Genomic DNA, 24,696 nt, shown 5'->3' with positions numbered 1-24,696 from the left:
AAAGGTCTACGGGCTGACCTGTAGATTAATCCACTGGCGTCGACTGTGCATGATCCGTGTCAGGGCTTCTCGCCTTTGTGCTGGCGCAGCCTGATGTCGGCCAGGCAGGTGCCGAGTTCGCCCAGGTGATCGATCACCGAGTGCACGCCCAGCCCGTACAGCGCGAGGGTGGCCTTGCCGCGCTTGAGCTCGCGTTCCGGTTCGCTCAATGCCAGCCATTGCTCGGGCGCCATCCCGCACAATGAGCCGCAGGAGGCCAGGCCGATGGTCCACAGCCCGGCATTGAGCCCGGATTGCAGCAGGCGCGGTTCGCCGCTGACCAACACGCAGCCTTCCAGGCGCTCGATATTCAGCTCCATCAAGGCTTGCCAGCAGGCATGGGGCGCGGGCCAGCGAATGGCGGAGGGCGATGCCGCCTTGACCCAGTCGGGCAGCGTGGCGGCCAGGGGCGTGGTGACGGCGGGGGGGAGTTCATCCAGCCAGGCGCAGGGAACACCCTGTTCCTTGAGGCTGCGCAGGATTTTCAGCGCACCCGGTGTGGCTTGGGAGTCGGGGGAGGGTGAATCGGTGCGCGCCCGGGAACCGAAATCCACCAGGCAGCCACTCAGGCCAAACAGAACGGCAGTCAAGGCGGGGGCGCTGGCGATGGCAATCTCGGGTTGAGGCATGTCGACATCCCTGAAATAGCGCTAACGCTATCAAGGCAGGATGACAAGTCGATGACAGGATTGTTAATTGTAGGAATTTTGTCCATTTAATGTCAGGCGCTTCCTTGTTGCTGCCTAAATGGCGACTTCCGTCATATACTGACGGCCTTATTCAGGGCATAGCGCCCATGACAGACCATTCAAGGAGCAAAAGCTATGCGCTGGAGCCACTATTTCGCTCAGCTGTCGGTGTGTGCCACTGTACTGCTGGCGCCGTTTGCCGCACACGCAGCGTCGGAAGACGATCCGTGGGAAAGCATCAACCGCCCGATCTTCAGCTTCAACGACACCGTTGATACCTACGCCCTGAAGCCGTTGGCCCAAGGCTATGAGTGGATTACCCCGCAGTTTGTCGAAGACGGTATCCACAACTTCTTCCGCAACATCGGCGATGTGGGCAACCTGGCCAACAACGTGCTGCAACTCAAACCGCATAACGCCGGTGTCGACACCGCCCGTTTGCTGGTCAACACCACGTTCGGCGTGCTGGGCTTTATCGATGTCGGCACCAAAATGGGGCTGCAACGCAGCGATGAAGACTTCGGCCAGACCCTCGGTTATTGGGGCGTGGGCAGTGGTCCTTACGTGATGATCCCGCTGCTGGGCCCAAGCACACTGCGTGATGCGCCGTCCAAGTACGTGGACAGCTACACCCAACCGTACCGCTATATGAACGATATCGGCTGGCGCAACAGCACCATGGGCCTGAACATTGTCGACACCCGTGCCAGCCTGCTCGACAGTGAGAAGCTGATCACCGGCGATAAGTACACCTTTATCCGCAACGCCTACCTGCAGAACCGCGAGTTCAAGGTCAAGGATGGCAAGGTGGTTGACGATTTTTAAGCTGTGATGTTTTGAAATGAAAAAAAAGGCGACCCTGGGGGTCGCCTTTTTTGTGCGCGGGTTTCAGCGCATTTTCAAGATCTTAAGCCCCAGCTGTTGCTCTTCGCCTGCCGTCTTGGTCCATACCACTTCGGTATCCGCCTCCAGGCCGGCAAGGGCGGCATGCTCCGAATCGATGCGTACGGTCAATTCATCTCCCACGTTGAACTGGCGGGGTGCCTGCACCTGCATCCCGGAGCTGGAAAGGTCCACGCATACCCCGGCAATCTCCTGGCCGGCATGGATCAAAGCCACATCGGCATCCACACGCATGCGGATGAAATCGCGTTTTTCGGCATAGTCGCGCTCGTGTTCGCTCATAGGTTCCATCCTTACTTTGTGTTGTGGTCGTGCCTGTTCTTATAACTCCCGGTGATTTGCGATGTAAAGACGCCCGGCGACCATCGGCATGAGCTTGAAACCCCTCACGGATGGGAGTACCGTCTGCGCCTTAGAAGGGCACCTCTGCTTTACCTTTGTGCATGGGCGAAATCCCAATGCTTTGTAGGACAGAGAGGCTAGAAAGCGAATCCAGTACGTGAGTCCGGCCATTGCCGAGCCGCCTACGCCAACCTAATTCTGGCGCCGTTTGCCCACATGCAAAAAACCAGTGCCACGCTGCTGATAATCGATGACGACGAAGTAGTGCGCGCGAGCCTCGCGGCCTATTTGGAAGACAGTGGCTTCAGCGTCCTGCAGGCCAGTAATGGCCAACAGGGTCTCCAGGTATTCGAGCGCGACCAGCCCGACCTCGTGATCTGCGACCTGCGCATGCCCCAGATGGGCGGCCTCGAGCTGATTCGCCAGGTGACCGAGCGCGCGCCGCAGACCCCGGTGATTGTCGTGTCCGGCGCGGGCGTGATGAACGATGCCGTCGAGGCCCTGCGCCTGGGCGCTGCCGATTACCTGATCAAGCCCCTGGAAGACCTGGCGGTGCTGGAGCATTCGGTGCGCCGCGCCCTGGACCGTGCCCGCCTGCTGGTGGAGAACCAGCGCTATCGCGAGAAGCTCGAAACCGCCAACCGCGAACTCGAAGCCAGCCTCAACCTGCTCCAGGAAGACCAGAACGCCGGTCGCCAGGTGCAAATGAACATGCTGCCGGTCAGCCCCTGGACCATCGACGAATTTCAGTTTGCGCACCAGATCATCCCGTCGCTGTACCTCTCGGGTGATTTTGTCGACTACTTCCGCGTTGACGAACGGCGTGTCGCGTTCTACCTGGCCGATGTATCCGGCCATGGTGCTTCCTCTGCTTTTGTCACCGTGTTGTTGAAGTTCATGACCACACGGTTGCTGTTCGAATCCAAACGCAATGGCACCTTGCCGGAGTTCACTCCCTCCCAGGTGCTGGGCCACATCAACCGGGGCTTGATCAGCTGCAAGCTGGGCAAGCACGTGACGATGGTCGGCGGCGTGATTGATGAAGAAACCGGTCTTTTGACCTACAGCATCGGCGGTCACCTGCCGATGCCGGTTTTGTACACTCCTGACAGTGTGCGTTACCTGGAAGGGCGTGGTTTGCCGGTGGGCTTGTTCAATGAAGCCACCTATGAAGACCACATTCTGGAGTTACCGCCGACGTTCAGCCTTACGCTGATGTCCGACGGTATCCTGGACCTTCTTCCAGAGCCTACACTCAAAGAGAAAGAAGCCGCCTTGCCCCAAAAGGTCAAGTCGGCGGGCGGCAGCCTGGATGGCCTGCGGCAGGTTTTTGGATTGGCCACGCTAGGGGAGATGCCGGATGATATCGCCCTATTGGTGTTGAGCAGGAATCTTTGATGAGTACCGGAAGAATCCAATTCGCCGAGCAAGACGGGACCTTTGTCCTGAAATTTGTCGGTGAAGTGCGCCTGACCTTGTGTTCGGCGCTGGATGCGACGATTGAGCGGATCTTCACAGCGCTGAACTTCTCGGCGATCGTGATCGATCTGACCGAAACCCGCAGCATCGATAGCACCACCCTGGGTCTCTTGGCCAAGTTGTCCATTCTGTCTCGGCAGAAGGTTGGCTTGTTGCCGACGGTCGTCACCACCCACGAAGACATCACCCGTCTGCTGCAGTCCATGGGCTTCGACCAGGTGTTCAACATCGTTGACCGCCCGATCCCCTGTCCGGAATGCCTGACCGACCTGCCGTCCCAGGACCAGTCCGAGGAAGTGGTGCGGGTCAAGGTGCTGGAAGCGCACAAGATCCTGATGGGCTTGAACGAGTCCAACCGTGAAGCCTTCCACGACCTCGTCAACGCGCTGGAACGCCACTGATCCAAATCCTGGAACACGGTCAACTGTGGGAGGGGGCTTGCTCCCGATGGCGGTGGGTCAGTTATGAATTTATTGACTGTCACTCCGCTATCGGGGGCAAGCCCCCTCCCACCTTTGAACGCTGCTCGGCTTGAGACCGGCAAAAGGCAAAAAAAGGGCGGTACCCGCGAAGGTACCGCCCTTTTTGCCGCCTACGCTTTTTACAGCTTGGCCGACAACAGCGCTTCCAGCTTCTCCTGGTCCCGAGCAAACTGACGAATCCCCTCCGCCAGCTTCTCAGTCGCCATCGCATCCTCGTTGGACTCCCAACGGAACTGCGCTTCAGTCAGATGCACCCGCGCTTCACCGGCATGGCCTGGCGACAACTTACGCTCCAGCTTGCCTTCATCCGCCGCCAGCTTCTCCAGCAGATCCGGGCTGATGGTCAGGCGATCACAGCCAGCCAACTCTTCGATCTGGCTGAGGTTGCGGAAGCTCGCACCCATCACCACGGTCTTGTAGCCGTTGGCCTTGTAGTAGTTGTAGATGCGCGTCACCGACTGCACACCCGGGTCTTCAGCACCGGTGTAGTCGTTGCCGTTGGCCTTTTTGTACCAATCGTAGATACGGCCCACGAAAGGTGAGATCAGGAACACGCCAGCCTCAGCACAGGCTACCGCCTGGGCGAAGGAGAACAGCAGCGTCAGGTTGGTCTGGATACCTTCTTTTTCCAGCTGCTCGGCGGCGCGGATGCCTTCCCAGGTGGAGGCGATCTTGATCAGCACACGGTCGCGGCCAACGCCGGCTTTGTCGTACAGGTCGATCAGACGGTGCGCACGCTTGAGTACGGCGTCAGTGTCGAACGACAGGCGGGCATCCACCTCGGTGGAAATACGGCCCGGCACCACTTTGAGAATCTCTTGACCCACCGCCACCGCAAAACGGTCGCTGGCCAGGCCTACATCACCATTGCAGTCCTGTACGCACTCATCGAGCAGCTTGGCATAGCCTGGGATCGACGCAGCCTTGAGCAGCAGGGAAGGGTTGGTGGTGGCGTCTTGCGGCTTGAGCTTGGCGAGGGTAGAAAAATCGCCGGTATCGGCTACGACGGTGGTGAATTGCTTGAGTTGTTCCAGCTTGGAAGTCATGGGCGTGCTCTGTCCTGTGGGTCTGATGACATTACCCGAGCGCCGACAGGCGCTCAAGGGCGCAAATGCGTTCGATCGTTTGCGAGGGCAACAACCTGAAAACAGCCGTTTGAATGACCGGCCGTGCTGCAAGATAGGAGGGCAAAACGGTCGGCAGGTTCAACCCAATTACCGCATGACCACCACAATCCAAATGTGAGAGGGGGCTTGCCCCGATAGCGGCAGGACAGTCACCCCGGACCTGAACAGACACTCACCGCCCTTCCAGCAAAGCCCCGGCCTGATCCAGCAACGCCAACGGATCACTCGCCTTATGAATATCCACCGACAACAACTGCCTGAACTTGCGCGCCCCTGGAAAACCAGTGCCCAACCCCAGAATATGCCGAGTGATATGGTGCATCGAGCCACCGGTCGCCAAATGCTCAGCAATATAAGGCCGCAACTGCACCAGCGCCTCAGCCCGGCTGATCACCGGCGTGTCACTGCCAAACAACTGCTGATCCACCTCCGCCAACACATACGGATTGTGATAAGCCTCGCGCCCCAGCATCACCCCATCAAATGTCTGCAGATGCTCATGGCACTGCTCCAGCGTCTTGATGCCGCCGTTGAGCACAATCTCCAACTCAGGAAAGTCCTGCTTCAACTGCGCCGCCACGTCGTAGCGCAAAGGAGGAATGTCACGGTTCTCCTTCGGTGACAGCCCTTCCAGGATCGCAATCCGCGCATGCACGGTAAAACTGGTGCAGCCAGCGTCCTTCACCGTCCCGACAAAATCACACAACTGGGCATAACTGTCCCGCCCGTTGATCCCGATACGGTGCTTCACCGTCACGGGAATCGACACCGCATCACGCATCGCCTTCACACACTCCGCCACCAACGCCGGATGCGCCATCAAGATCGCGCCGATCATATTGTTCTGCACCCGATCACTGGGGCAGCCGACGTTCAGGTTTACTTCGTCGTAGCCTGCGGCTTCGGCCATGCGTGCGCAGGCCGCCAGGTCGGCGGGCACGCTACCCCCCAATTGCAGTGCAAGCGGGTGCTCGGCTTCGTTGTGGCGCAGGAAACGGTCGTGATCGCCGTGGAGGATAGCGCCGGTGGTGACCATCTCGGTGTAGAGCAGCGCGTGCTTGGAGAGCAGGCGCAGGAAGAACCGGCAGTGGCGGTCGGTCCAGTCCATCATCGGGGCGACGGAGAAGCGGCGGGAGAGGGCTTGCGGTGGAGCTTTTTCTGAGGGCATTGGGATCTGGGGGGGTGAATGCGAAGGGTGAGCAGTTTATCAGGAATGGGCTAGAGCGGCCGGGTGTTGATCGTGCGATGCGGAGTCGATGTTAAATAGATCTGTCCCATTTTTGGTCGTCAGTCGATCCGTTCTCCCGCAGAAATGGCTAATACGAAGTAGTACCATTTGTCAGTTTTATGCATAAATGCATATAATTAGTTGCTCATGATGACTGTATGAATATACAGTTCATCTGCGACGTGCTGTAAGAAGGTAGAGAGTGGCGTTTTTGGTACAAATCACGAGGGTGACCCGTCAACCCAAGGAAGGAACCGCTCGTGAGGGCGTATCAGGTTGTGAAGAACCAGATGCCCATTTCATACAAATTAGTGCTGCATTACTACAATATCGGTTCCTCTGGATGTAGCCTGATTAGAACAAGCAGAGGGACCACAAAAACAAGGAGAGTTTTTATGTCTAATCCTGGCAGTTACCTAGGCCCTGGGTTTGTGCAGACAGGCCCAGGATCGTACGAGTTGCCATCTATTAACGTTGGCGCCGTAAACTATGAACCTCAGGTGTTTGGAAGTGGGGGGCGAGATGACAGTGATTTTTCTCACAGTCATACCGGGCAGCTAATTAACGTAGCAACACGTACTTATATTCTTAATACATTCCCCCCTGTCATTGCTCAGAATGTTAAGGACCAGGAGGCGAGTTTTGCAGCAAGTCTTCAGTCTATGCCCACGTCTATCGCACAAAGCATTTACTCAATAGAACAGGCTGAAGGAAACGCCGAGAACGAAGTCGCGCAAATTGAAAAACATATTCGTTCGATAGACACCCTTATCGCTCAAAAAGCACAGGCGTACACGGCTCAGCAAAAAATTGCTGATAAGTATTACTATGGTCATGATTTTTTTAGCCATCCCACCAGTCAGTTTATCAGTGATGCGATCAGCGGCAGTAAGACGAATTACCCTCCAGATAAAAACTATAAAGAATGGTACGCTTCACTTGAGGCTGCGTATGCTGCGAAATATAGCAATCTTGAAATCGATTATTTAAATGCTCTGAAGCAGAATCTTCAACAACAGGCTAACCAAGCACGTGCAGACGCCGAGGCCAAACGTATTACCGATGAGGCGGCGGCGATGGCTGCAAGAATTGCTGCGGAGACCGCAGAACAAGCGCGACTTGCTGCTGAGGAAGAGGCGCAACGTGTGGCCGCTGAAGCTGCTGCTGACGCGGCTAGGGTGGCTGCTAGGGTAGCCGCTGAAGCCGCAGCGATTAAAGCCGCTCGTACGTTCAGGCTTCCCGCAGCTGGTGCAACGCAACTGAGTACTGCGGCAGGTTCTATTGTTATTACGACAGGGTCAGGCATTACACTTGAAGCCGCGATTCAAGCAGCTAAGGTCGCACTGGGTACAGTTGTTGGTGCAGCCACAGCAGTCGGTATTGGGGCGTTGACGTATTCAGAATCCCTTGGCAACGGGGAGTTGCCCACGACAATGCTGGACCTGCCAGCTAAGGACTTGGCACCTAACCTACCTGCTGATTTGCTCAATGTCGCGGCGGTAGGTGGGACGGTCGATGTGCCCTATCGGATTTATGGCGACCAATCGAAGTATTCGGTACTAGTTACGCAAGCTACCGGCGGGTTAACGTCAGCGGTGCCGGTAATGGCTTTGGTACTTGATCCTGTAGCCAACGCCTATACGTTCACCACAACAGACACACCGCCGATCACCCTGACATTCCCGATCGCGGTACCTGGTGACAGTTCAACGGCGACTCCAGCGCAGCCCACAGAAACTCCGGTATACGCCGGAATCACGCTGAGCCCAGTTGAAATCAAAGTAGAGTCGTTTCCGATTGCTGGCCAGTTGAATATCCGAGACGGTATTTACGTTTACCCCGCAGATTCGGGTTTGCCGCCGATTTATGCGGTGTTTAGTAGTCCGTATGAAGGCGCAACCACCAAAGGTGAACACAGCGGTCGCATGTACAATCCCGACGAAGCGGGAGGCCCCACTCAAGACCTGGACTGGACAACGGCATCGGTGTCTGAGGAAGGTATTGATCTAGTTAAATTGCATACCCGCCGTTTTGCCCCATCGGATGCTAATAAAATTATGATCGATCGGCTAGAAAAGATCTTAAGTGGTCAGATCACTATTACTGATGTTGACAAACGTTTTTACACACACGAAATACGAGAGTTAGAGCGTTACAGGGCGCTCGGGGTAGCTGATGGGGTAGAAGGGAAAGTTTGGAATAATGCTCATGCTGCAACCTTGGAAGATTACAAACTGAGGGACGCCGACGATTTATTCTATACCCCGGAAGCCATAGCTGCAGAAATTAAACAAGTATATGGAGAGTAGGATGAGTAATATTAATGATGTTGTAGTCGCTGAAGCGCCAAGGGATGTTGTTCTTTTTATTATAAGAAACAAGCCAGTTTCGTATCCGATGCTGGATCGACTATACAATAGGAATGGATGGGTCAATATTTCAAATAACCTAGAGCTTCTGAAGCTTGTTGGCAATATGGAACTCGAAGGGTTAATTGAAAATGTTGATGGAGGGATAAGGAAAGGTCCTAATTGGAAAGAGCCAACATTCATGGCTGAGAATAAGTACTCGTTTGAGTAATATGTAGCTCTGCAAAAGAAAACCCAGCATTCGCAGGGTTTTCTTTTTCTTAATTCGTGAAAAGTTGCTCCGATCTGCATGCGGGGAACTCATGGTGCGTGTATTTTTTAGGTATACGTAAAAAGCCGCATCATGAGCTTCACCATTCTAGGTCTCATCGCTGAGGTCGGCGCGAAGTTGTATTCGTTCCAGGTCCCGGCCGGATTTCCCTCGCGTTTCTAGGAAATATCTCACACCTTCCTCAAATTGCCTCTCAGACCTTCCGTAGCTAACCTCCTCAAGCCACTGCAAACTAGCGGCCGGAGGTGGAAGTCCGTATTGCTAAGGCGTTTTTACTCCCGAAAATATTTGGAGCGGCGCCCATGCCTAACAAATCACGCAATGCTTATGTTGATCACAACACTACGCCCAGCGATGCCAAGCTTCACGGAGCAGGCCAGAGAGCTATTCATCATTATCTGCCCCCATCTGACAACGCTGCCTCAGCTGACCAACCAACCGGCCACCTATTACGCGTCAGCCCTAACATAGGCACCGAAACCCTCCTCGCCAACGCCGCCGAAAACCTCGCCTCCGCCAACCAAATGGCCGCCACACTGGCGTTCGACCTCGAAGACCCGCACCGTGCCATCGTCCTGGGCATCCAGCAGCTAATCGACCTAATCGCTCTGCTCATCGACCGAGCCCAGGAGCAAGTTGCGCCTGCATCCAGCGCAGCCTGACATCGACCCCGCCGCCTTACCCAAGGCGGCAACCTGAACCCATCCTGTCACCCCGCCAAGTTTCATCATTCCCGGCGCCGCGGAGGTCTACGATCCTCTTCAAGAGAGGACGCCCGCACCTCCAGTCCACAGGGAACTGAAAACATGATCTCAACCCTTGCCAAAGCCATGATGATCGCCGGCACATTGCTCTTGGGCGCTTGCTCGTCGAGTTCGTCGAACGTGAACAGCGACCCCTGCTTTTCGGGCGGATGCCAGGCGTTTGGTGACCATAGCCCCAGCAAAGGCGCCAAGATGAATTTTGGCGGCAGTGGGCTTGGCAGTAGTTATGGTGAGTATGGTTCGGGGTTACTGCACGACGATTGAGGTCGCGATGGGGTTACTGCGCAGCCCAGCGGGAGCAAGCTCCCTCGCCACAGGGGGCTGGTTTAAGCGGTGACGACAGTGCCTTTATGAAGAATCTCGCGTCGGGCACGGGGTTGGGGGATTTTTCCTTCAGTCGAGGAGTGGATGCTGGTGCTCCCTAGCTCGGGAGAGGGACGTGTGTTGCTTTCAGCAAAAATCACCGTGAAAAAAGCCAGACACGGTGCAATAATGGCGCTAGGCCATTATTTTACTTTCTTAAAGTACCCTTGATGAAAACAACATTTTCCGCGAAATTGTTTATTGTTGTTATTGTTTCCCTGCTGGTCTGCATTGTTTGTTTCCTGACTGAAGAACTCCTATAGCGTCGCGGGTGCTCAGTTCGACTGTTTGTATTGTCGAATGAAGAACCTGCCGAGTACAAAAATACTGCCGAGCACCAACCCTAAAAAGGCACCTAGAAAAGCGAATTTTTTGATGGTTTTTTGGGTGGAGGTTTGTATTTCATCAAGGGTGTTAAATGCTTTTAACGTATTCCCTGCAGCCAATGCCGGTAAGTTAAGCGCAATAGCTTCGGTATTGGCTGTCTCCATTGCGGATTTCAGCTGGGCAGACGCCAATGCTGCCGTCGTCGCGGTGGTTGAGGCTATATAAAGTACCGGCTCACTCCCGCCCGATTTAGGGGGGGCGTCTTTGAGGGCAACGGATTTAGCGGCCATGATACCCATGGCGGAATAGAAAATATCATTCTGTATGGTGCTGTACAGCTTGGTTTCCAATGACAGTGGGCTCGCCTTGGCGGGCGCGTCCTTTTCATTGATTTCTTTATATAAGCTGTAGAGGGATGGCTTAGTGATGTAAGTGCTGGCAGTCCATTGTTCAGGCGAGGTCGCAGAGAGCGTCAATGCGGCAACCGCGCCCACCACGGTGGTTGCAATAATCGTTATCTTGCTATTCCACAGTGTCTGAATAAGCGGAATCAAATCTATTTCATCATCATGGGGACGGGCGTTTGAATTCGTTGGACTGCTCACGAAAAATTCCTTTATTTGCGTTCCCAAATTGTAGAGAAAAAAACACAATGCGCCACGTAAAAGTACGCTTCGTATTAGATGCGAATAGTTCTTGTATAGTGTGTTCGGCGGGCCTCTACACTCAGAGTCGCGCCGACTCAGTACGCCAGTCTTAGGATCATTTCTACGGCACAATCGTTCATAGGCCAGTAGCTCATTGCCCGCCGTGCATCCGACGAGCGATGAGGTAAACCCCGAGCCCGACCAGCGCCGTGACCGCACCGATATAACCGGTACTCGTCCATCCCAACCCCGCCGTAATCGCCATCCCGCCAAACCACGGCCCCAACGCATTCGCCAGGTTAAACGCCGCATGGTTGGACGCCGCCGCCAGGCTCGGTGCTTCGTGGGCAATATCCATCAGGCGGATTTGCAACGGCGCAGCCAACGACACCATGGTGCCGACCAGGCCCATGCTCAGCAGCACGCCCCATAGCGAGGACGCGGCGAAGGGGAAGAACAGCAACACGGCGATCGACCACACCAATATCAGGCCCACCGCGCGAAACTGCAGGCGATCAAACAGTTTGCCGCCCGCGATGTTGCCGATAATCCCACCCACGCCAAACGCGGCCAGGCCAAACGGAATCCATTGCGGCGATACCTTGGTCACTTCGAGCATGGTCGGCGCCAGGTAGCTGAACACGCAGAACATCCCGGCAAACCCAATCGCACCGATCGACAATGCCATCCACACCTGAGGCTTGGTGAAGGCGCGCAGTTCTTTGCGCGGGTCGCTGCGTTGTTCGTCGTGGCGGTGCGGCACGAACTGCCAGACCAGGGCGATGGTGCACAGGGCGATCACGCTGACCAACGCAAACGCCGAGCGCCAGCCCAGGTGTTGGCCGAGGAAGGTGGCGATGGGGTTGCCCAGCAGCATGGCCAGGGTAAGGCCCAGCATGACGCGGGCCACGGCGCCGGCGCGTTTGTCGTTGGGCACCATGCTGGACGCCACTACCGCGGCAATCCCGAAATAAGCACCGTGGGGCAGGCCGCTGATAAAGCGGAAGGCCACCAGCGAACCAAAGGTGGGGGTAAACGCGGTCGCCAGGTTACCCAGGGCATACAGCCCCATGAGCAACAGCAGCATGTGTTTGCGCAGTAGCTTGGCGCCAAGGATGGCCAGCAACGGCGCGCCGACCATCACGCCGAGGGCGTAGGCGCTGATGGCGTGGCCGACCTGGGGTTCGCTTAGAGCCAGGTTCTGGGCGATGTCGGGCATCAGGCCCATGATGGCGAATTCGCCAGTACCGATAGCGAAAGCGCCCACGGCCATGGCCGCTTCCATTTTGGCGGCACTGCGCGCGGGCAGCACGTGCCCGGGAGTTTGGTGGATAGACATGGATCGCTCTGTTGGGATGAATAACACGAAAGACCGCCGCGGATGCTACGCACGCCGCGGCGAACCTGTCTAGAACAGCGTTTAGCGGCAGAGTTCAATGGCGCTTTGAGATCCGTCTTATTCTCCCGCCCCCTTGTGCTCCGTACGCTTGCGGTGATGAAACTCAAACATTTCCTGCAACCCCTCGACGCCACCTTCTCCACGCCCAAGGCCGCCCGCAAGCTGCTGCGCCTGTTCGCCCTGGCGTTGGTGTTGGGTGTGTATGCGGGCGCCTACAGCTATTTGCGCGCTGCGTTCAGCGAGGAGATTTCGTTGCGGCGCAGTTATATGAATGAGGCGATTTCCGATGCGCAGAGTTTTTTTGTCAGCCGCCAGACGCTGTTGAAAAGCCTCGGCCTGTCCACCGTGCGGCATGTGACGCCGCCCGTGGGCAACCTCAATAACGTGCCCGCCGAGGAAGTGCATATCACCCTGGGGGAGGCGGGCAATATCTGGAGCCTGTGGCTGACCCGACGTCTGCTCGACTACTTGGAGGCGAACCAGGTCAACCTGATTTATGTGGCCCAGCGTGCCGAGCCTGGCGTGGAGCGCCTGTTCACCGTCGGCCCGGCACCGGAGGCGGTGCCGGAGACGGTGTTGCAGCGGCTGATGGCGGTCGATACCGGCAAGGTCTCGGTCAGCGACGAGCTGTGGCTCACCGAGCAAAGCCGGCTGGATTCGCCGCTGTATATTTTTACCCGCCTGGATGACCGCAGCCCCACCTCGGGTTGGCTCGGCCTGGAGGTCGGTGGGCCGGACCTGATCAACGCCCTGCAGCATGAAAAGGCTGGCGACTTCATGTTGCTCGACGCCGCAGGCCAGCTGATTTTCAGCAGCACGCCCGATCAACCCGCGGCGGCGCAGGTGCTGCGCCAGTATCATTCCACGGCCAGTTTCGGCTGGGAGGGCAGTCGCTGGTTGCCGGACCGCTTGGCCATCCGCAAACACCTGGGCTATTCCCAATGGCAGATCGTTTACAGCCTGGAGCTGAGTTCGTTGCTGCCCAGCCTGGCGTTGCCGCTGCTGGTGTGCCTGCTGCTGTGCGCACTGGCGAGCCTGTTGATGATGCGGCTGGTGCGACGTATCGATCAGCGGCTGATCATCCCGGCGGCCAATCGCATCGAAGCCTTGGTAGAAAGCGAGGCGTTCAGCAGCGCGGTCATTCGTATCGCGCCGGTGGCCTTGTGCGTATTGCGCCGCAGTGACGGCGAAGTGGTGCTGGAGAATCCCTTGTCGCGCCAATGGCTGGGCAACGGGCAGGAGCGCCAGCAGTTGTGCCACGACTGGATTCGCCGGGCCTTTCACGCCTGCGAGCAAAGCAACACCGACGAGCTGCAAATAGCCGACGGTCGCCACTTGTTCCTGAGCTTCGCACCCATCCGTTATCAACGTGAAGAAGTGTTGATCTGCGCGTTCAGCGATATCACCGAACGCAAACAGGTGGAGCTGGCGTTGCAGCAGGCGCGTACCTTGGCGGATGCGGCCAATGAGGCCAAGACGTTGTTCCTGGCGACCATGAGCCATGAAATCCGCACCCCCCTTTACGGGGTGTTGGGCACCCTGGAATTGCTCGCCCGCACCGACCTCAACAGCCAGCAGCGCGGCTACCTGAATGCCATCGAAGGCTCGTCGGCGAACTTGCTGCAACTGATCTGTGATGTGCTGGATGTGTCGAAAATCGAAGCAGGGCAACTGTCCCTCGAACTCAGCGTATTTTCCCCGCTGGAGCTGGTGCAGGAGGTGATTCAAGGCTACGCGGGCGCCGCCCAGAGCAAGGGCTTGCAGCTGTTTGCCTGCCTCGACCCGCAACTGCCCGACCAGGTGCGCGGCGATGTCACGCGTATCCGCCAGATCCTCAATAACCTGCTCAACAATGCGCTCAAGTTCACCGAGAGCGGGCGCATCGTATTGCGCTTGCGCCTGGAGAGCCGCGAAGGCGAACGCGCCCTGTTGCAGTGGCAAGTGGTCGATACCGGCAAGGGGATTGCGGCGCACGATCAGCCGTATTTGTTCGAGCCGTTTTTCCAGGCCAGCGGCAATGCCAATGTGGTGGCGGGCACCGGGCTTGGGTTGTCGATCTGCAAGCGCCTGGTGCACCTCATGAACGGCACGCTGCGGCTGGTCAGCGAGCCGGGGCTGGGCAGCAGTTTTACCTTCACCTTGCCGTTGGAGCAGGTTGACGAATACGCGCATGAGCCGTGGGCGTTGCCCTTGCTGGGCGAACGCGTCTATGTAGTGTCGCCGGTACGCGAGCTGGCCGAAAGCATTGGCGGCTGGTTGCGGCGTTGGGGCGCGCGGGCGCAATTGGGCCTGCCGCACTCGGTCGAGGCCGACCCCGGCGCGGTGCTGGTGGAGCTGTATCCCGGCCCGGTCGACCCCGGCCAACGGCTGCGCTGGTCCGGGCCTCGGGTGATGGCCGCCGCCGATGAGCATGGTGTCCATCAAGGGCCGGGTGCCTGCTGGCAGATCGGCCTGAACCAACTGCAGGCGCTCAATCGCGCGGTCAGCCGCGCCCAGGGTATCGAGGAACACCCGTCGCCAACGCCTTGTGAGGTGCCGGCCGAGATCAACCTCAACCTGCGCCTGCTGGTGGCCGAAGACAACCTGATCAACCAGTTGATCCTGCGTGATCAACTCGAAGAGCTCGGCTGCACCGTGGTGCTCGCGGGCGACGGCATTGAAGCGCTGTCGCTGTGGGGCGAAACCGCGTTCGACTTGATTCTCACCGACGTCAACATGCCGCGCATGAATGGCTACGAACTCACCGAGCAATTGCGGCGCCTGGGCTGCGCCTTGCCGATCATCGGTGCCACCGCCAACGCCATGCTCGATGAAGCCGAGCGCTGCCTCAACGCGGGCATGGACCACTGCCTGGTCAAGCCCTTCACGTTGCGCGTGCTTCACCAGTGCTTGCAGCCTTATCAGAGGAGCGTGCTTTGAGTGCCTATCGCGTGCTCATTGTGGAAGACCATCCTTTTCAGCATGAGTACCTGATCAACGTGTTCCAGGGCATCGGCGGCTTTGACGTCGACGTGGTCTGGGACGGCGCGAGCGCGTTGCAGCGCCTGGCCCGCCAGCGCTATGACCTGTTGCTCAGCGACTTGATGATGCCGGGCATGGACGGCGTGCAGTTGATCCAGCAATTGGCGCACCTGCAGGCGCCACCGGCCTTGGCACTGATGAGCGTGGCCTCGCGGCGCATGCTGGTGGGCGCGGGCCAGGTGGCGGATAACCTGGGCCTCACTGTCGCGGGGTTGATCTCCAAACCGGTGCGCGAGCCCCAGGTGCGCACCCTGCGCGATTGCCTCGACAAACTCGCCGAACAGGCCCGCACACCCTGCTGCCATCGCGGTGTCGGTCTGGCCCGGGAGGACCTGGTGCGCGCCTTGGCCAACGGTGAAATCCAGGCCTGGTTCCAGCCCAAGAAGTCCCTGCATGACGGGCGCATCGTCGGCGCCGAAGCGTTGGCACGCTGGGTCCATCCGGTGGAGGGGTTGTTGCTGCCCAGTGAGTTCCTCGGTGAAATCGAGCGGCTGGGCCTGGAAACCCAACTGCTGACCTGCATCCTCACCCAGTCCCTGACCGCCCAGGCCCAGTGGGCGCAGCTCGGCTACCGGTTGCCGGTGTCGATCAACCTGCCCACGCACTTGCTTGACCAATGCGACCTGGTCGACCGCCTGCTGGCCCAGGTTCAGCAGCGCGATGCCGAGCCTCGGCAAATCACCTTCGAATTGATGGAAAGCTCCACCACACGGTTGCCCAGTAGCTACTACGCTGGAGCATGCCGCCTGCGCATGATGGGCTTTGGCTTGGCGCAGGACGATTTTGGCAAGGGGTTCAGCTCTTACTTCAACCTGGTTTCCACGCCGTTCAACGAAGTGAAGATCGACCGCTCGCTGGTGCACGGCTGTGCCGAGAATGAAAGCCTGGCGTCGGCCCTGCAAAGCATTGTCGAACTGGGCCGCAAGCTGGGGCTGACCACCACTGCCGAAGGCGCTGAAACACAGGCGGAGCTGGCGGTACTGCGGCGTATTCGCTGTGACCAGGTGCAAGGTTTCCTGATCTCCCAGGGCGTGACGGCGGATAAATTCAGCGCGTTGTTGATCGAAGATGGCCCTGCGCCAGCACTTATCTGAGCGGCCAGGGTCACACAGTCAAGAAGCCCGAAGGAAGGGTCGCCCGGTTCGCCGGGCGTTATTGGCCAATGCCGGGATCACGCATAGGCTCCACGTCCTGATTCAGGCTTCTGCGGTACTGACGATGAAACATGCAAGCTTGCGCCTGGATAAACTCGCGCAAAGTTCCCAGCGCCTGAACAAAGCCCTGTTGTTGCTCACCGGGCTCGCCTTGTTGCTGTCCAGCAGTTGCTACTGGGCGGTGTCGAGGTTGCTCGATGCCGAACAGGAAAAAGTCGAGTTTCACTTCGCCCGCGTGGTGGAAATCATCCATGAGCATGAGGCGTTCCTGCGCAACGTTGCGGTCGGCTATAGCCGCAGCAATGCGCCGCCACTGCCGGCGGTGCAATCCACCCAGGTCGTGCAATTGCAGCACGACGCCGGGCAGGTCGTGGTGCAGGCCAAGGGCTTCGCGCTGTCGTTGCCGTTCACGTTGTCTTACGGTGCGGATTTCACGGCGGATGACACGCGCCGCGCGCTGGCGTTTGGCGTGCAATTGACCGACTACTACGGCGGCTATTGGGCCAGCTCGTTCTACGCCTCACCGCAGTTGTTCGTGTTTACCCCCAATGACGTCGCCAGCCTGGCCGTCCCTGGCATCGGCGGCCTGCGCCAGCATCAGCCGTTGTTGCGCGAGCACTACCGCGACGTGGTGAGCCGTTTGCACCAGTTGCAGCAGAGCCAAAACCTGTTGCTCACTGACAGGCGCGTGCGCTGGATGCGTGCACCCTTGCAGCTGTATCCAAACACCCGCAGCCTCGTCGCGATGATCGGCCTCGATGCGCCCGCCGCCGTATTGCCGGCCAACCAACCTCAGGGTCTGCTGACGTTAGCGGCGGTTGTCGATACGTCTCAGGTCGATGAGTTCGAGCGGGTGCTGCAACTGTCGGTCTACAACCAGTTCACGCTGATCTCGCCTCAGGGCGATGTATTGCTCGGCAGCCTTGGCGATGAACACCTGGCGCCACTTGGGCTGAGCTTTAACAGCCAGGGCCTGCGCTTCAAGATGATCAGTGAGGGCGGCGAGCACTGGACCGGCTTGTACGCCATCAGCTACCAGGATTTCCTGCGCTACGCCAAATGGCCGCTGCTGGGCCTGGGCCTTACATTTCTGGCGGCGGTGCTGCTGGGCTGGTGGATCAACCATTGGTACAAGACCCGCATCGTCAGCCCGGCCCAGCGTGCCCAAGAGCGTCTGTTCGAGAGCGAAGCGTTCAACCGCATCATGTTGCACAACGCCCCGGCCGGCCTGTGCGTGGTGCGGCGCAGCGACTGCCAATTGCTGCTGGAAAACCAGCGTGCCCTGCAGCTGGGCGGCACCGCGCCGTTGGTGGACGTACTCCGCGCCAATAATGGGCCGGACACCCCCGGCGAGATGTGCCTGGCCGTACAGGGGCGTTACCTGCAGGTGGTGGTGGTTGCCGCGCGCTACGAGGGCGAAGACGTGTTTCTGTGCGGCTGCAACGACATCACCCGGCATGTGGACGAAACGCTGCTGCTCGACCAGGCGCGTCAGGAAGCCACCGCCGCCAACGAAGCCAAGACCGTGTTCCTGGCCACCATGAGTCACGAAATCCGCACACCGCTGTATGGCGTGCTCGGCAACCTGGAACTGATGGCCCTGACCGCCATGAGCGAGCGCCAGCGCCAGTACCTGGAAATCATCCAGGGCTCTTCCACCGTGCTGTTCCAACTGATCAGCAATATTCTGGACGTGTCGAAGATCGAGTCCGGGCAAATGGCCGTGGAAGCGGCGCCCTTCAACCCGCAGCAATTGGTCGAGGAAGCGGTGCTGGGCTTTACCGCCACGGCGCGCAACAAGGGCTTGCAGATTGATGCGGAGATCGACCCCCAAGTGCCATGCCAATTGCTCGGCGACGCGGGGCGTATCCGGCAGATCCTGCATAACCTGCTGGGCAATGCGATCAAGTTCACTGAGTCGGGGCGCGTGCGTTTGCGGTTGACCGTACAGGCGCTGTTCGCGGATGAAGTCGCCCTGCAATGGCAGGTCACCGACACCGGCGTGGGGATTCCGGAAAAAGCCCTGGACCAGTTGTTCAAGCCGTTCTACCAAGTGGCCAACGGCCAGGATGGCAACGGCGCAGGCCTGGGCCTGTCGATCTGCTCGCGCCTGAGCGAGCTGATGGGCGGTAGCATGCGCGTGGTCAGTGAGCCTGGGCTGGGCAGCAGCTTTTCGCTGTTCATCACCTTGCCGATTGTTGACAGCGCCCCTTCAGTGGCCAGCCCTGAGTTTGCACCGCCGTGTCTTGACGCGCCGTGCTTGAACGTACGGGTGCTGGTGGCCGAAGACAACCCGGTCAGCCAGGCCGTGCTGCAGGAACAGCTCGAAGCGCTCGGCGCCCAAGCCACCGTGGCGCGCGACGGTGAACACGCCCTGCAAATCTGGGGCTCGCAGCCGTTCGACCTGGTGATCACCGACATCAACATGCCGCGCCTCAACGGCTACGACCTGGCCCGCGCCCTGCGTGAACAGGGCGTGCAAGTGCCGATTATCGGCGTCACCGCCAACGCCCTGCGCGAGGAGGGCGAGCGTTGCTTGGCGGTGGGCATGAACGCCTGGGTGGTCAAACCGTTGAGCATGAGCATGCTGCGCCAGGCCTTGATGGCGCACTGTCGCCGCGCAAATGCCTTGGCGGTGCCCCCGTCGGACCGCGACCGTGACGGCTGGATCGAGTTGTCCCCGGCCATGCGCCAATTGATGGGCGACACCTTGCTGGCGGACGTGCAGCACATCGAGCAGGGCCTGGCCGTCGGCGATTCCGAGCGGGTGCGCCAGCGCCTGCACAGCCTCAACGGTGCGCTGGCCAGTGTGCGCGCCGGGGTTTTATCCGGTGCGTGTCAGGCATGGGAAAACGCGCTGTACGAAGCCCCTCTGGATGACCACGCCGCCACGCAGATCCGCGGGTTGTGCGCGCGGCTGACGGCGGTGGCGCAGTGCTTGCTTGCAGAACTTTCTGCCCAGAACAAGGAAGCTGAATAATGCGAGACATGAACGTTGTGATCGCCGACGACCACCCGATCGTACTGGTGGGCGTGCGCGAGATTGTGCAGCGCGATTCACGTTATCGCCTGGTGGGCGAGGCCGTCAGTTCCAGCCAGTTGATCGACCTGTTGCGCGCGCATCGGCCGCAAGTGCTGATCACGGATTTCAACATGCCGGGTGATGACACCTACGGCGATGGCCTGAAACTGATCGAGTACATCCTGCGCCACTTTCCCGACACCCAGGTGCTGGTGCTGACCATGATTTCCAACAGCCTGATTCTTACCCGCTTGCAAGAACTGGGCGTGGCCGGCGTGATCCAGAAAAACCACCTGCACGACGAAATCGAAAAAGCCTTGGGCGCCATCAGTGCCCAGCGCAATTACCAGGCGCCTATGCCTGCGGCGACGTCGGTGGTGGGCAATGCGTACCCGGTGCAGGAGCGCTTCCAGAGCCTGTCGCCGCGGGAAATGGAAGTGCTGCGTTTATTTGTGACGGGCATGAGCGTCAGCGATATCGCGCGGCAACTGAGCCGCAGCAACAAGACCGTCAGCGCGCAGAAAATCTCCGCCATGCGCAAGCTGGACGTGGACAGTGACCAGGCGTTGCTGACCTATTGCATCGAGGCGCGGCAGTTCCAGTAGTCAGCGGTAGGTGATGTGCATCAACAGCATTGCGCTGTAGCTGCCCGCGTCGGGCAGTTCACCCACGGACACGGGCTTGACGCGCAGGGTCAGTTCCAGCGGTCCGTCGGTTACCGGCCAGGTGCCGGTTTCCCCCAGGCTGAAATCAGCCTTCACGCCTTTATTCAGCAAGCCAAGCTGCAAGCCCAGGGCCGGGCGGCTGGTGAGCAGGGTGTGGCTGTCAACGCTGCCCACGCCCGCCGTGAGGGTTAGGCTGACTTGGCTGTTGGCCTGGCAATCGAACACCAACGGCACGTCGGTGACGCTGGCACTGGCGTCGGCCAACTGGTTGAGGTTCACGTTGCCCAGGTCCACCTGTTGCGTACTGGGAAAACGCGCTGAGCAAGGGGGGGCGATCAGCTTGCCGGTGACGTCGATCTGCGCGTCATCCGCCGATTGCGCGAGGGCGGTGCCGGCCACCGCCAGCAGTATCCAGGTGAGCGCTTTCATAGGTAATTGAGGGTCATGACCATCGACGAGGTAAATGCGCCAGGCACCAGCGTGCCGCGCTCCACCAGCTTGGCCTTGAGGCTGATATCCACGGTGCCGCTGAGGTTGCTGTACGTCTTGGTGGTGCCGTTGAGGCTCGCCGCCGTGTCGTCCGCCCACAGTAACGAGACGCCGAGGTTGTCGGCGGTGGTCTTGGCCACGGTGGCGGTGTAGGTACCGTTGTTGGCGGTGAAGCTGACGTTCAGCGATGAACCTGTCGGGCACGTCATGCGTACCGGCAACGCGACGGTTTCGGTGGCCGCCACTTGGTCGGTGCGCACATTGCCGAACGCAGCGGTGAGGGTGGTGCCGGTGTTCAGCACACAGGGTGGGCGGGTGAGGGTGCCGCTGACGGTGATGTTTACCGTGTCGGCGGCCTGGGCGGTGGCGCTGAGCAGCGCCAGGGCGAACAGCGAAGTTTTCATGGCAAGGGCCTCAGCGGTAATCGATGGTCAGGGTGTATTGGCTCTGGAAGGCACCGGTGGGCGACTGGCCGGCGACCGGTTGCGGTTTGAAACTGAGATTGACGTTGTTGCTGCCGGTCCTCAGTTGCAGGTTGCGCACACTGCTGAAATCCACCGGGTTATAGGAGTCGGTCCAGATCGCCTGCATGTTCAGGCCGGCCAGTGTGGTGCGCGATACCCCGGTGGTGGCGCTGACCACTGCCTGGCTCGGCCTCAGGGTGGCCGTGGCTTGCACGGCGGTCGCACACGTGACCGACACCGTGGTGGATTGCACTTGGCTGCTGAGGTCGGCGTTGCTGATGGTGCCGAAGCGCAGGTTGACTGCACTGGGCGAGCTCAGCGTGCACGCCGGCGTGTAGACGGTGTACATAAAAGGCATATCCAGGAACCACTCGGCCCATGCCAGGTAGTTAAGGGAGGTCACGCCAATGCGTACCTGCACATTGCGCGTGCCGGTGGTTCTGGGCGCGGTGCCCACCAGGTTGTAGCGGTAGCGCACCACCGTGTTGATGGGCAATCGCTGGCACGTACCCCCCAGGCAGATACCACTGAATTGGCCAATATCAAGTAGCGGCATAACGGTCCAGCTGGAGGGGTCTACAAACTGCAGGGCGGCATGGTTGTAACCGGTTCCGTAGGTGATGCTGGTGTTCACGCCTGCGGCATAGGGAAAGGCACGGCGAATCGTGCATGTGCCGCTGTACTCGATATTGATCGCTTCGCCCGGCTGGAAACGGTAGCCATAGGTCGGATAGCCCGGCGTTCCGCACTCGACGTTGCCGCCGATCAGCGCCTGCGCCTGGAACGACAGGCAGCAAAGCACGCCGGCCCACAGCGCCAGCGTCATGCGCTTGCGTATGTTCATGATCACGAATCCTTGGCGCCCGACTCACCGGCCGCGCGCTCACATTGAATGTTCAGTTGAGTAATCCCACCCTCGGCAGGACCGTCGTCTTGCAGTTTCAATTCGCGGCTGCACCACGGTTGCCCGTCCACGCTGATCAACAGGCGTGCCTCGGGCGGCACGCCGGTCAGGAACGCGCGGCCCTTGTCCGCCACCAGGGTGTTGCCCAGCGAACGGCCGTCTGCCGCGAAGAGTTCGGCGCGGGCGGCAAAGGGCGCGGCTTCGCCTTGGGTGTCGCGGATGCGGAACAGAATGCGTTTGCCGCGCCGGGTGTCGAAGTCCGCCAGCACGAAGGCGCCGCGATTGGGCGTGACTTCCTGCACCGGCTCGGCGATGTCGACGTCGGCGGACATCGACTGGGTGTCCAGCGACACACGGTTCTTGCGATAGGGCAGGGCGGACGGCACCACCGTGTAGCCATTGGCATTGGTGCGCACCCCGCGCTTGTTGGTGACCGCCACGTCGGCGGCCCCCGGCGTGGCGACGATCACATTGGTTTCGCCCAGCGGCTGGCTGAACATCAGGTTGCTGCCGTACGCCACCACCGAACCTTCCACGCCCAGGTCCAGTTGGCGATTGCCGGTGGACTCGTTGTAGGCACCGCGCACAATCGCGCTCGGCGCGTCGTACTGGGCGGCGAACGTGCCGCCCGCCTGGCGTTGGGCGCCGTTGACTTGCTGTGACACACCCGCGCTGTAGGCCAGGGTGTCGTCTTCAAATGCGTTGCCGCTGAGGGTCGCGGTGCGTGACGCCGAGCCGCGCGCGCTCTGGTTCATGTTGGCGGTGACCCGCTGGTTGCGCGTACCGCCCAGGGGCATGCTGATGCTCAGGGACAGGCTGCGATCGTGACTGTCGGCGCCTTTGTTCAGGCCCAGCCCGAGGGAGTAGGAAATGCTCCCGGAACTCACGCTGTAACCCAACTGGATCGAGGTGTCGGCCTGGCCCTTGTCCCAATACGCGGTTTTCGACACGTTGGCGTACACCCCGCCGTAGCCGCCCAGTTGTTGGGACACGTTGGCGGTGAAGTTGCTTTTCATATGGCCGCTGCGGTACGTGTCCAGGGTTTGCCCGGCATTGCGGCTGTTGAGCGCCTCGTTGAACGAGTAGTAGCCGCCGGTGGAGTAGCGGTAGCCGATCAAGCTGAAATTGGTGTCGGTGGCTGCCAGGGATTTGGAATAGCGGAAGCGGAACGACTGGCCGCTGGCGCTGGTTTTCTCATGGCCCATGGCGTCGCTGCGGGCGTGGGTCACGTCCACTGAAATCGCGCCGAAGCCGGCGAAATCGTGGGCGAAACCCAGCAGGCCGGCGTTGTATTGATCACTGAGCAGGCTGGCGCCGAACAGCGTGGTACTGCCGCTCAAGCCTCGGCGTAGCGAGGCCTGGATGAAGGTCGGGGTCTCTTGCACAAACGCTGACTGCGCCGGGCGGTATTGGCCGGCGAAGACGGAGTAGCTCTGTTGCCCCTCGCGCAGCATGTAGGGCACCGACGAAAACGACTGGGTGTAGACCTGGCGCTGGCCGTCCGGGCCTTCCACCGTGACCTCGATGTCGCCGTTGCTGGCGGTGGGATAAAGATCGGTCAAGGCAAACGGCCCTGAGGGCACCCATTGCTCATGGATCACGTAGCCGCGCTGGCGGATGATCACCCGCGAGCGGCCATTGGCAATGCCGCGAACCACCGGCGCGAATTCACGGGACTGGTCGGGCAGCATGTCCAGGTCCGAGGCGATGCCCAGGCCGCGATAGGGAATCGCGTCGAACAGGTCGCCTTCGGTGGTGGCGTCGCCCAGGGTGGCAATCGCCATCATGTTGCCCATGTCCCGCTGGGCGTAGGTTTCCATCGACTCCCAGCGCCCGGCGTCGCCCGTGCCTTTCTGCCAGGTCGAGAAATTGCGCAGGCGCCAGGCCCCGGCATTGATGCCGCTGCGCAGGCTGCCGAACTGGTTCTGGCGGCGGCCGCTGTCGGACTCTGCCGTGCTGCCGCTGAAGCTGTAGTTGGTGAACGCCACGTTCTCACCGTCGCTCCACTGTCGACGGCGCACCTCAAACGGAATGCTGCCCAGGTACGCTTGGGGAATCTCGATCGACAGCAATTGGTGGTTGAAGTCGTAGTCGTAGACCACCCCGGCCAGGCCCTGGTCGAAGGCAATGCAGGTGGTGTCGGCGTCGCTTCTGTTGTGCAGGGCGGTGTCGGCCACTCCCTGGGCGCGGAAAAACTCGACATCCAGGCACGGAAACAGCCCGGTGGCCGAGCGGTCCGCGGTGCCGGTGGCGCGTACGAAACGCACATCGCGTTGCTCGACCGCGTGCTGGTTGACCCGCACATCCACCCGATAAATGCCCGGCAACTGGCCTTCGCTCATGGCGCTGACCTGTTGTTTTACCGCCGCCGAACTCTGCCCGCCGCCGATCTCGAGGAACGACGCATCGAACTCGTAGCCGGCATGTGCGGGGGCCAAGTGCAAGGCCACGGCCGCCGCGAGCGGGCAGCCGAAAGCCTTCACGGCGCGACGGCGCGTGAATCGGAATGAACGGGGCATGGGCGTTCCTGGTGGGGGCGTGCGCGTGT

Annotated in this window: 21 protein-coding genes; 11 read left to right on the top strand and 10 right to left on the bottom strand. The window is 59.7% G+C overall.

What is annotated here, in order from left to right:
* Positions 1 to 59: 59 nt before the first annotated feature.
* The gene (locus tag QCBJ_RS12410) at positions 60 to 668 is read right to left on the bottom strand and encodes a hypothetical protein (protein ID WP_012722868.1); all 609 of its coding nucleotides are present in this window, start codon (positions 666 to 668) and stop codon (positions 60 to 62) included.
* A 195-nt stretch (positions 669 to 863) separates the two neighbouring features.
* Here QCBJ_RS12410 and QCBJ_RS12405 point away from each other — a divergent pair, with 195 nt between their 5' ends.
* The gene (locus QCBJ_RS12405; protein ID WP_102060924.1) at positions 864 to 1,553 is read left to right on the top strand and encodes a VacJ family lipoprotein; all 690 of its coding nucleotides are present in this window, start codon (positions 864 to 866) and stop codon (positions 1,551 to 1,553) included.
* A gap of 63 nt (positions 1,554 to 1,616) precedes the next feature.
* Here QCBJ_RS12405 and QCBJ_RS12400 read toward each other — a convergent pair whose 3' ends face one another.
* Complete coding sequence (locus QCBJ_RS12400; RefSeq protein WP_012722870.1) at positions 1,617 to 1,913, bottom strand: PilZ domain-containing protein; 297 nt, start codon at positions 1,911 to 1,913, stop codon at positions 1,617 to 1,619.
* A 276-nt stretch (positions 1,914 to 2,189) separates the two neighbouring features.
* On the opposite strand from QCBJ_RS12400, the gene rssB reads away from it, so the two are divergent.
* Both rssB and rssC read left to right on the top strand, forming a co-directional pair.
* Entirely contained in the window at positions 2,190 to 3,371 is a 1,182-nt protein-coding gene (rssB, locus tag QCBJ_RS12390; RefSeq protein WP_012722871.1) for a two-component system response regulator RssB, read from the top strand.
* Positions 3,371 to 3,853, top strand: a complete 483-nt coding sequence (gene rssC / locus QCBJ_RS12385; RefSeq protein WP_003172602.1) for an anti-sigma factor antagonist RssC — start codon at positions 3,371 to 3,373, stop codon at positions 3,851 to 3,853. The genes rssB and rssC overlap by 1 nt, the downstream gene beginning before the upstream one ends.
* 200 nt (positions 3,854 to 4,053) lie before the next feature.
* On the opposite strand, the gene tal is transcribed toward rssC, so the two are convergent.
* Together tal and dusA are read right to left on the bottom strand one after the other, a co-directional pair.
* Entirely contained in the window at positions 4,054 to 4,980 is a 927-nt protein-coding gene (gene tal / locus QCBJ_RS12380; protein WP_012722872.1) for a transaldolase, read from the bottom strand.
* Positions 4,981 to 5,233: 253 nt separating this feature from the next.
* Positions 5,234 to 6,229 (bottom strand): tRNA dihydrouridine(20/20a) synthase DusA, encoded by a 996-nt coding sequence (dusA, locus tag QCBJ_RS12375; protein WP_102060923.1) that lies wholly within the window; start codon positions 6,227 to 6,229, stop codon positions 5,234 to 5,236.
* A gap of 722 nt (positions 6,230 to 6,951) precedes the next feature.
* Between dusA and QCBJ_RS12370 the strand changes: the two genes are divergently transcribed.
* From QCBJ_RS12370 to QCBJ_RS12350, 4 genes are all read left to right on the top strand, one after another.
* Positions 6,952 to 8,598 carry an S-type pyocin domain-containing protein gene (locus QCBJ_RS12370; RefSeq protein WP_102060922.1) on the top strand — a complete coding sequence of 549 codons (1,647 nt, stop codon included), beginning with the start codon at positions 6,952 to 6,954 and terminating at the stop codon, positions 8,596 to 8,598.
* 1 nt (position 8,599) lies between these two features.
* Positions 8,600 to 8,869 (top strand): hypothetical protein, encoded by a 270-nt coding sequence (locus QCBJ_RS12365; protein WP_102060921.1) that lies wholly within the window; start codon positions 8,600 to 8,602, stop codon positions 8,867 to 8,869.
* Between the two features lie 362 nt (positions 8,870 to 9,231).
* Positions 9,232 to 9,591, top strand: coding sequence for a DUF6124 family protein (locus tag QCBJ_RS12355; protein ID WP_102060920.1), 360 nt, complete (start codon positions 9,232 to 9,234; stop codon positions 9,589 to 9,591).
* 144 nt (positions 9,592 to 9,735) lie between these two features.
* Positions 9,736 to 9,957, top strand: a complete 222-nt coding sequence (locus QCBJ_RS12350; RefSeq protein WP_102060919.1) for a hypothetical protein — start codon at positions 9,736 to 9,738, stop codon at positions 9,955 to 9,957.
* A 374-nt stretch (positions 9,958 to 10,331) separates the two neighbouring features.
* On the opposite strand, the gene QCBJ_RS12345 is transcribed toward QCBJ_RS12350, so the two are convergent.
* Together QCBJ_RS12345 and QCBJ_RS12340 are read right to left on the bottom strand one after the other, a co-directional pair.
* Positions 10,332 to 10,988 carry a Wzz/FepE/Etk N-terminal domain-containing protein gene (locus QCBJ_RS12345; RefSeq protein WP_102060918.1) on the bottom strand — a complete coding sequence of 219 codons (657 nt, stop codon included), beginning with the start codon at positions 10,986 to 10,988 and terminating at the stop codon, positions 10,332 to 10,334.
* Between the two features lie 193 nt (positions 10,989 to 11,181).
* The gene (locus tag QCBJ_RS12340; protein ID WP_102060917.1) at positions 11,182 to 12,369 is read right to left on the bottom strand and encodes an MFS transporter; all 1,188 of its coding nucleotides are present in this window, start codon (positions 12,367 to 12,369) and stop codon (positions 11,182 to 11,184) included.
* Positions 12,370 to 12,525: 156 nt separating this feature from the next.
* On the opposite strand from QCBJ_RS12340, the gene QCBJ_RS12335 reads away from it, so the two are divergent.
* The 4 genes from QCBJ_RS12335 to QCBJ_RS12320 all read left to right on the top strand — a co-directional run bounded on the left by QCBJ_RS12335 (position 12,526) and on the right by QCBJ_RS12320 (position 20,231).
* The gene (locus tag QCBJ_RS12335) at positions 12,526 to 15,348 is read left to right on the top strand and encodes an ATP-binding protein (protein WP_102060916.1); all 2,823 of its coding nucleotides are present in this window, start codon (positions 12,526 to 12,528) and stop codon (positions 15,346 to 15,348) included.
* Entirely contained in the window at positions 15,345 to 16,544 is a 1,200-nt protein-coding gene (locus tag QCBJ_RS12330) for an EAL domain-containing protein (RefSeq protein ID WP_064052312.1), read from the top strand. The genes QCBJ_RS12335 and QCBJ_RS12330 overlap by 4 nt, the downstream gene beginning before the upstream one ends.
* A 124-nt stretch (positions 16,545 to 16,668) precedes the next feature.
* On the top strand, positions 16,669 to 19,584 hold the full coding sequence (locus QCBJ_RS12325) for a hybrid sensor histidine kinase/response regulator (RefSeq protein ID WP_102060915.1): 2,916 nt from the start codon (positions 16,669 to 16,671) through the stop codon (positions 19,582 to 19,584).
* Complete coding sequence (locus QCBJ_RS12320; RefSeq protein WP_102060914.1) at positions 19,584 to 20,231, top strand: response regulator; 648 nt, start codon at positions 19,584 to 19,586, stop codon at positions 20,229 to 20,231. Before QCBJ_RS12325 ends, QCBJ_RS12320 begins: the two co-directional genes overlap by 1 nt.
* On the opposite strand, the gene QCBJ_RS12315 is transcribed toward QCBJ_RS12320, so the two are convergent.
* The 4 genes from QCBJ_RS12315 to QCBJ_RS12300 are packed head-to-tail and all read right to left on the bottom strand — an operon-like array spanning position 20,232 to position 24,667.
* Positions 20,232 to 20,720 carry a fimbrial protein gene (locus QCBJ_RS12315; RefSeq protein WP_102060913.1) on the bottom strand — a complete coding sequence of 163 codons (489 nt, stop codon included), beginning with the start codon at positions 20,718 to 20,720 and terminating at the stop codon, positions 20,232 to 20,234. It abuts the gene before it with no gap.
* Positions 20,717 to 21,184, bottom strand: coding sequence for a fimbrial protein (locus QCBJ_RS12310; RefSeq protein ID WP_102060912.1), 468 nt, complete (start codon positions 21,182 to 21,184; stop codon positions 20,717 to 20,719). The genes QCBJ_RS12315 and QCBJ_RS12310 overlap by 4 nt, the downstream gene beginning before the upstream one ends.
* A gap of 10 nt (positions 21,185 to 21,194) precedes the next feature.
* The gene (locus tag QCBJ_RS12305) at positions 21,195 to 22,088 is read right to left on the bottom strand and encodes a fimbrial protein (protein ID WP_256581502.1); all 894 of its coding nucleotides are present in this window, start codon (positions 22,086 to 22,088) and stop codon (positions 21,195 to 21,197) included.
* A gap of 2 nt (positions 22,089 to 22,090) precedes the next feature.
* Positions 22,091 to 24,667, bottom strand: coding sequence for a fimbria/pilus outer membrane usher protein (locus tag QCBJ_RS12300; protein ID WP_102060911.1), 2,577 nt, complete (start codon positions 24,665 to 24,667; stop codon positions 22,091 to 22,093).
* Positions 24,668 to 24,696: the final 29 nt, after the last annotated feature.

Source organism: Pseudomonas sp. QC2 (assembly GCF_002859085.1).
Classification (GTDB): domain Bacteria; phylum Pseudomonadota; class Gammaproteobacteria; order Pseudomonadales; family Pseudomonadaceae; genus Aquipseudomonas; species Aquipseudomonas petroselini.
The sequence above is the reverse complement of the archived record's forward strand: the minus strand, read 5'-3'. Positions and strand labels throughout refer to the sequence as shown.

What these genes read in the sequence shown, in the direction of transcription:
- QCBJ_RS12410 (WP_012722868.1), bottom strand. Translation starts at nt 668, where the DNA reads ATGCCTCAACCCGAGATTGCCATCGCCAGCGCCCCCGCCTTGACTGCC.
- QCBJ_RS12405 (WP_102060924.1), top strand. Translation starts at nt 864, where the DNA reads ATGCGCTGGAGCCACTATTTCGCTCAGCTGTCGGTGTGTGCCACTGTA.
- QCBJ_RS12400 (WP_012722870.1), bottom strand. Translation starts at nt 1,913, where the DNA reads ATGAGCGAACACGAGCGCGACTATGCCGAAAAACGCGATTTCATCCGC.
- rssB (WP_012722871.1), top strand. Translation starts at nt 2,190, where the DNA reads ATGCAAAAAACCAGTGCCACGCTGCTGATAATCGATGACGACGAAGTA.
- rssC (WP_003172602.1), top strand. Translation starts at nt 3,371, where the DNA reads ATGAGTACCGGAAGAATCCAATTCGCCGAGCAAGACGGGACCTTTGTC.
- tal (WP_012722872.1), bottom strand. Translation starts at nt 4,980, where the DNA reads ATGACTTCCAAGCTGGAACAACTCAAGCAATTCACCACCGTCGTAGCC.
- dusA (WP_102060923.1), bottom strand. Translation starts at nt 6,229, where the DNA reads ATGCCCTCAGAAAAAGCTCCACCGCAAGCCCTCTCCCGCCGCTTCTCC.
- QCBJ_RS12370 (WP_102060922.1), top strand. Translation starts at nt 6,952, where the DNA reads ATGCCCACGTCTATCGCACAAAGCATTTACTCAATAGAACAGGCTGAA.
- QCBJ_RS12365 (WP_102060921.1), top strand. Translation starts at nt 8,600, where the DNA reads ATGAGTAATATTAATGATGTTGTAGTCGCTGAAGCGCCAAGGGATGTT.
- QCBJ_RS12355 (WP_102060920.1), top strand. Translation starts at nt 9,232, where the DNA reads ATGCCTAACAAATCACGCAATGCTTATGTTGATCACAACACTACGCCC.
- QCBJ_RS12350 (WP_102060919.1), top strand. Translation starts at nt 9,736, where the DNA reads ATGATCTCAACCCTTGCCAAAGCCATGATGATCGCCGGCACATTGCTC.
- QCBJ_RS12340 (WP_102060917.1), bottom strand. Translation starts at nt 12,369, where the DNA reads ATGTCTATCCACCAAACTCCCGGGCACGTGCTGCCCGCGCGCAGTGCC.
- QCBJ_RS12335 (WP_102060916.1), top strand. Translation starts at nt 12,526, where the DNA reads ATGAAACTCAAACATTTCCTGCAACCCCTCGACGCCACCTTCTCCACG.
- QCBJ_RS12325 (WP_102060915.1), top strand. Translation starts at nt 16,669, where the DNA reads ATGAAACATGCAAGCTTGCGCCTGGATAAACTCGCGCAAAGTTCCCAG.
- QCBJ_RS12320 (WP_102060914.1), top strand. Translation starts at nt 19,584, where the DNA reads ATGCGAGACATGAACGTTGTGATCGCCGACGACCACCCGATCGTACTG.
- QCBJ_RS12315 (WP_102060913.1), bottom strand. Translation starts at nt 20,720, where the DNA reads ATGAAAGCGCTCACCTGGATACTGCTGGCGGTGGCCGGCACCGCCCTC.
- QCBJ_RS12310 (WP_102060912.1), bottom strand. Translation starts at nt 21,184, where the DNA reads ATGAAAACTTCGCTGTTCGCCCTGGCGCTGCTCAGCGCCACCGCCCAG.
- QCBJ_RS12305 (WP_256581502.1), bottom strand. Translation starts at nt 22,088, where the DNA reads ATGAACATACGCAAGCGCATGACGCTGGCGCTGTGGGCCGGCGTGCTT.
- QCBJ_RS12300 (WP_102060911.1), bottom strand. Translation starts at nt 24,667, where the DNA reads ATGCCCCGTTCATTCCGATTCACGCGCCGTCGCGCCGTGAAGGCTTTC.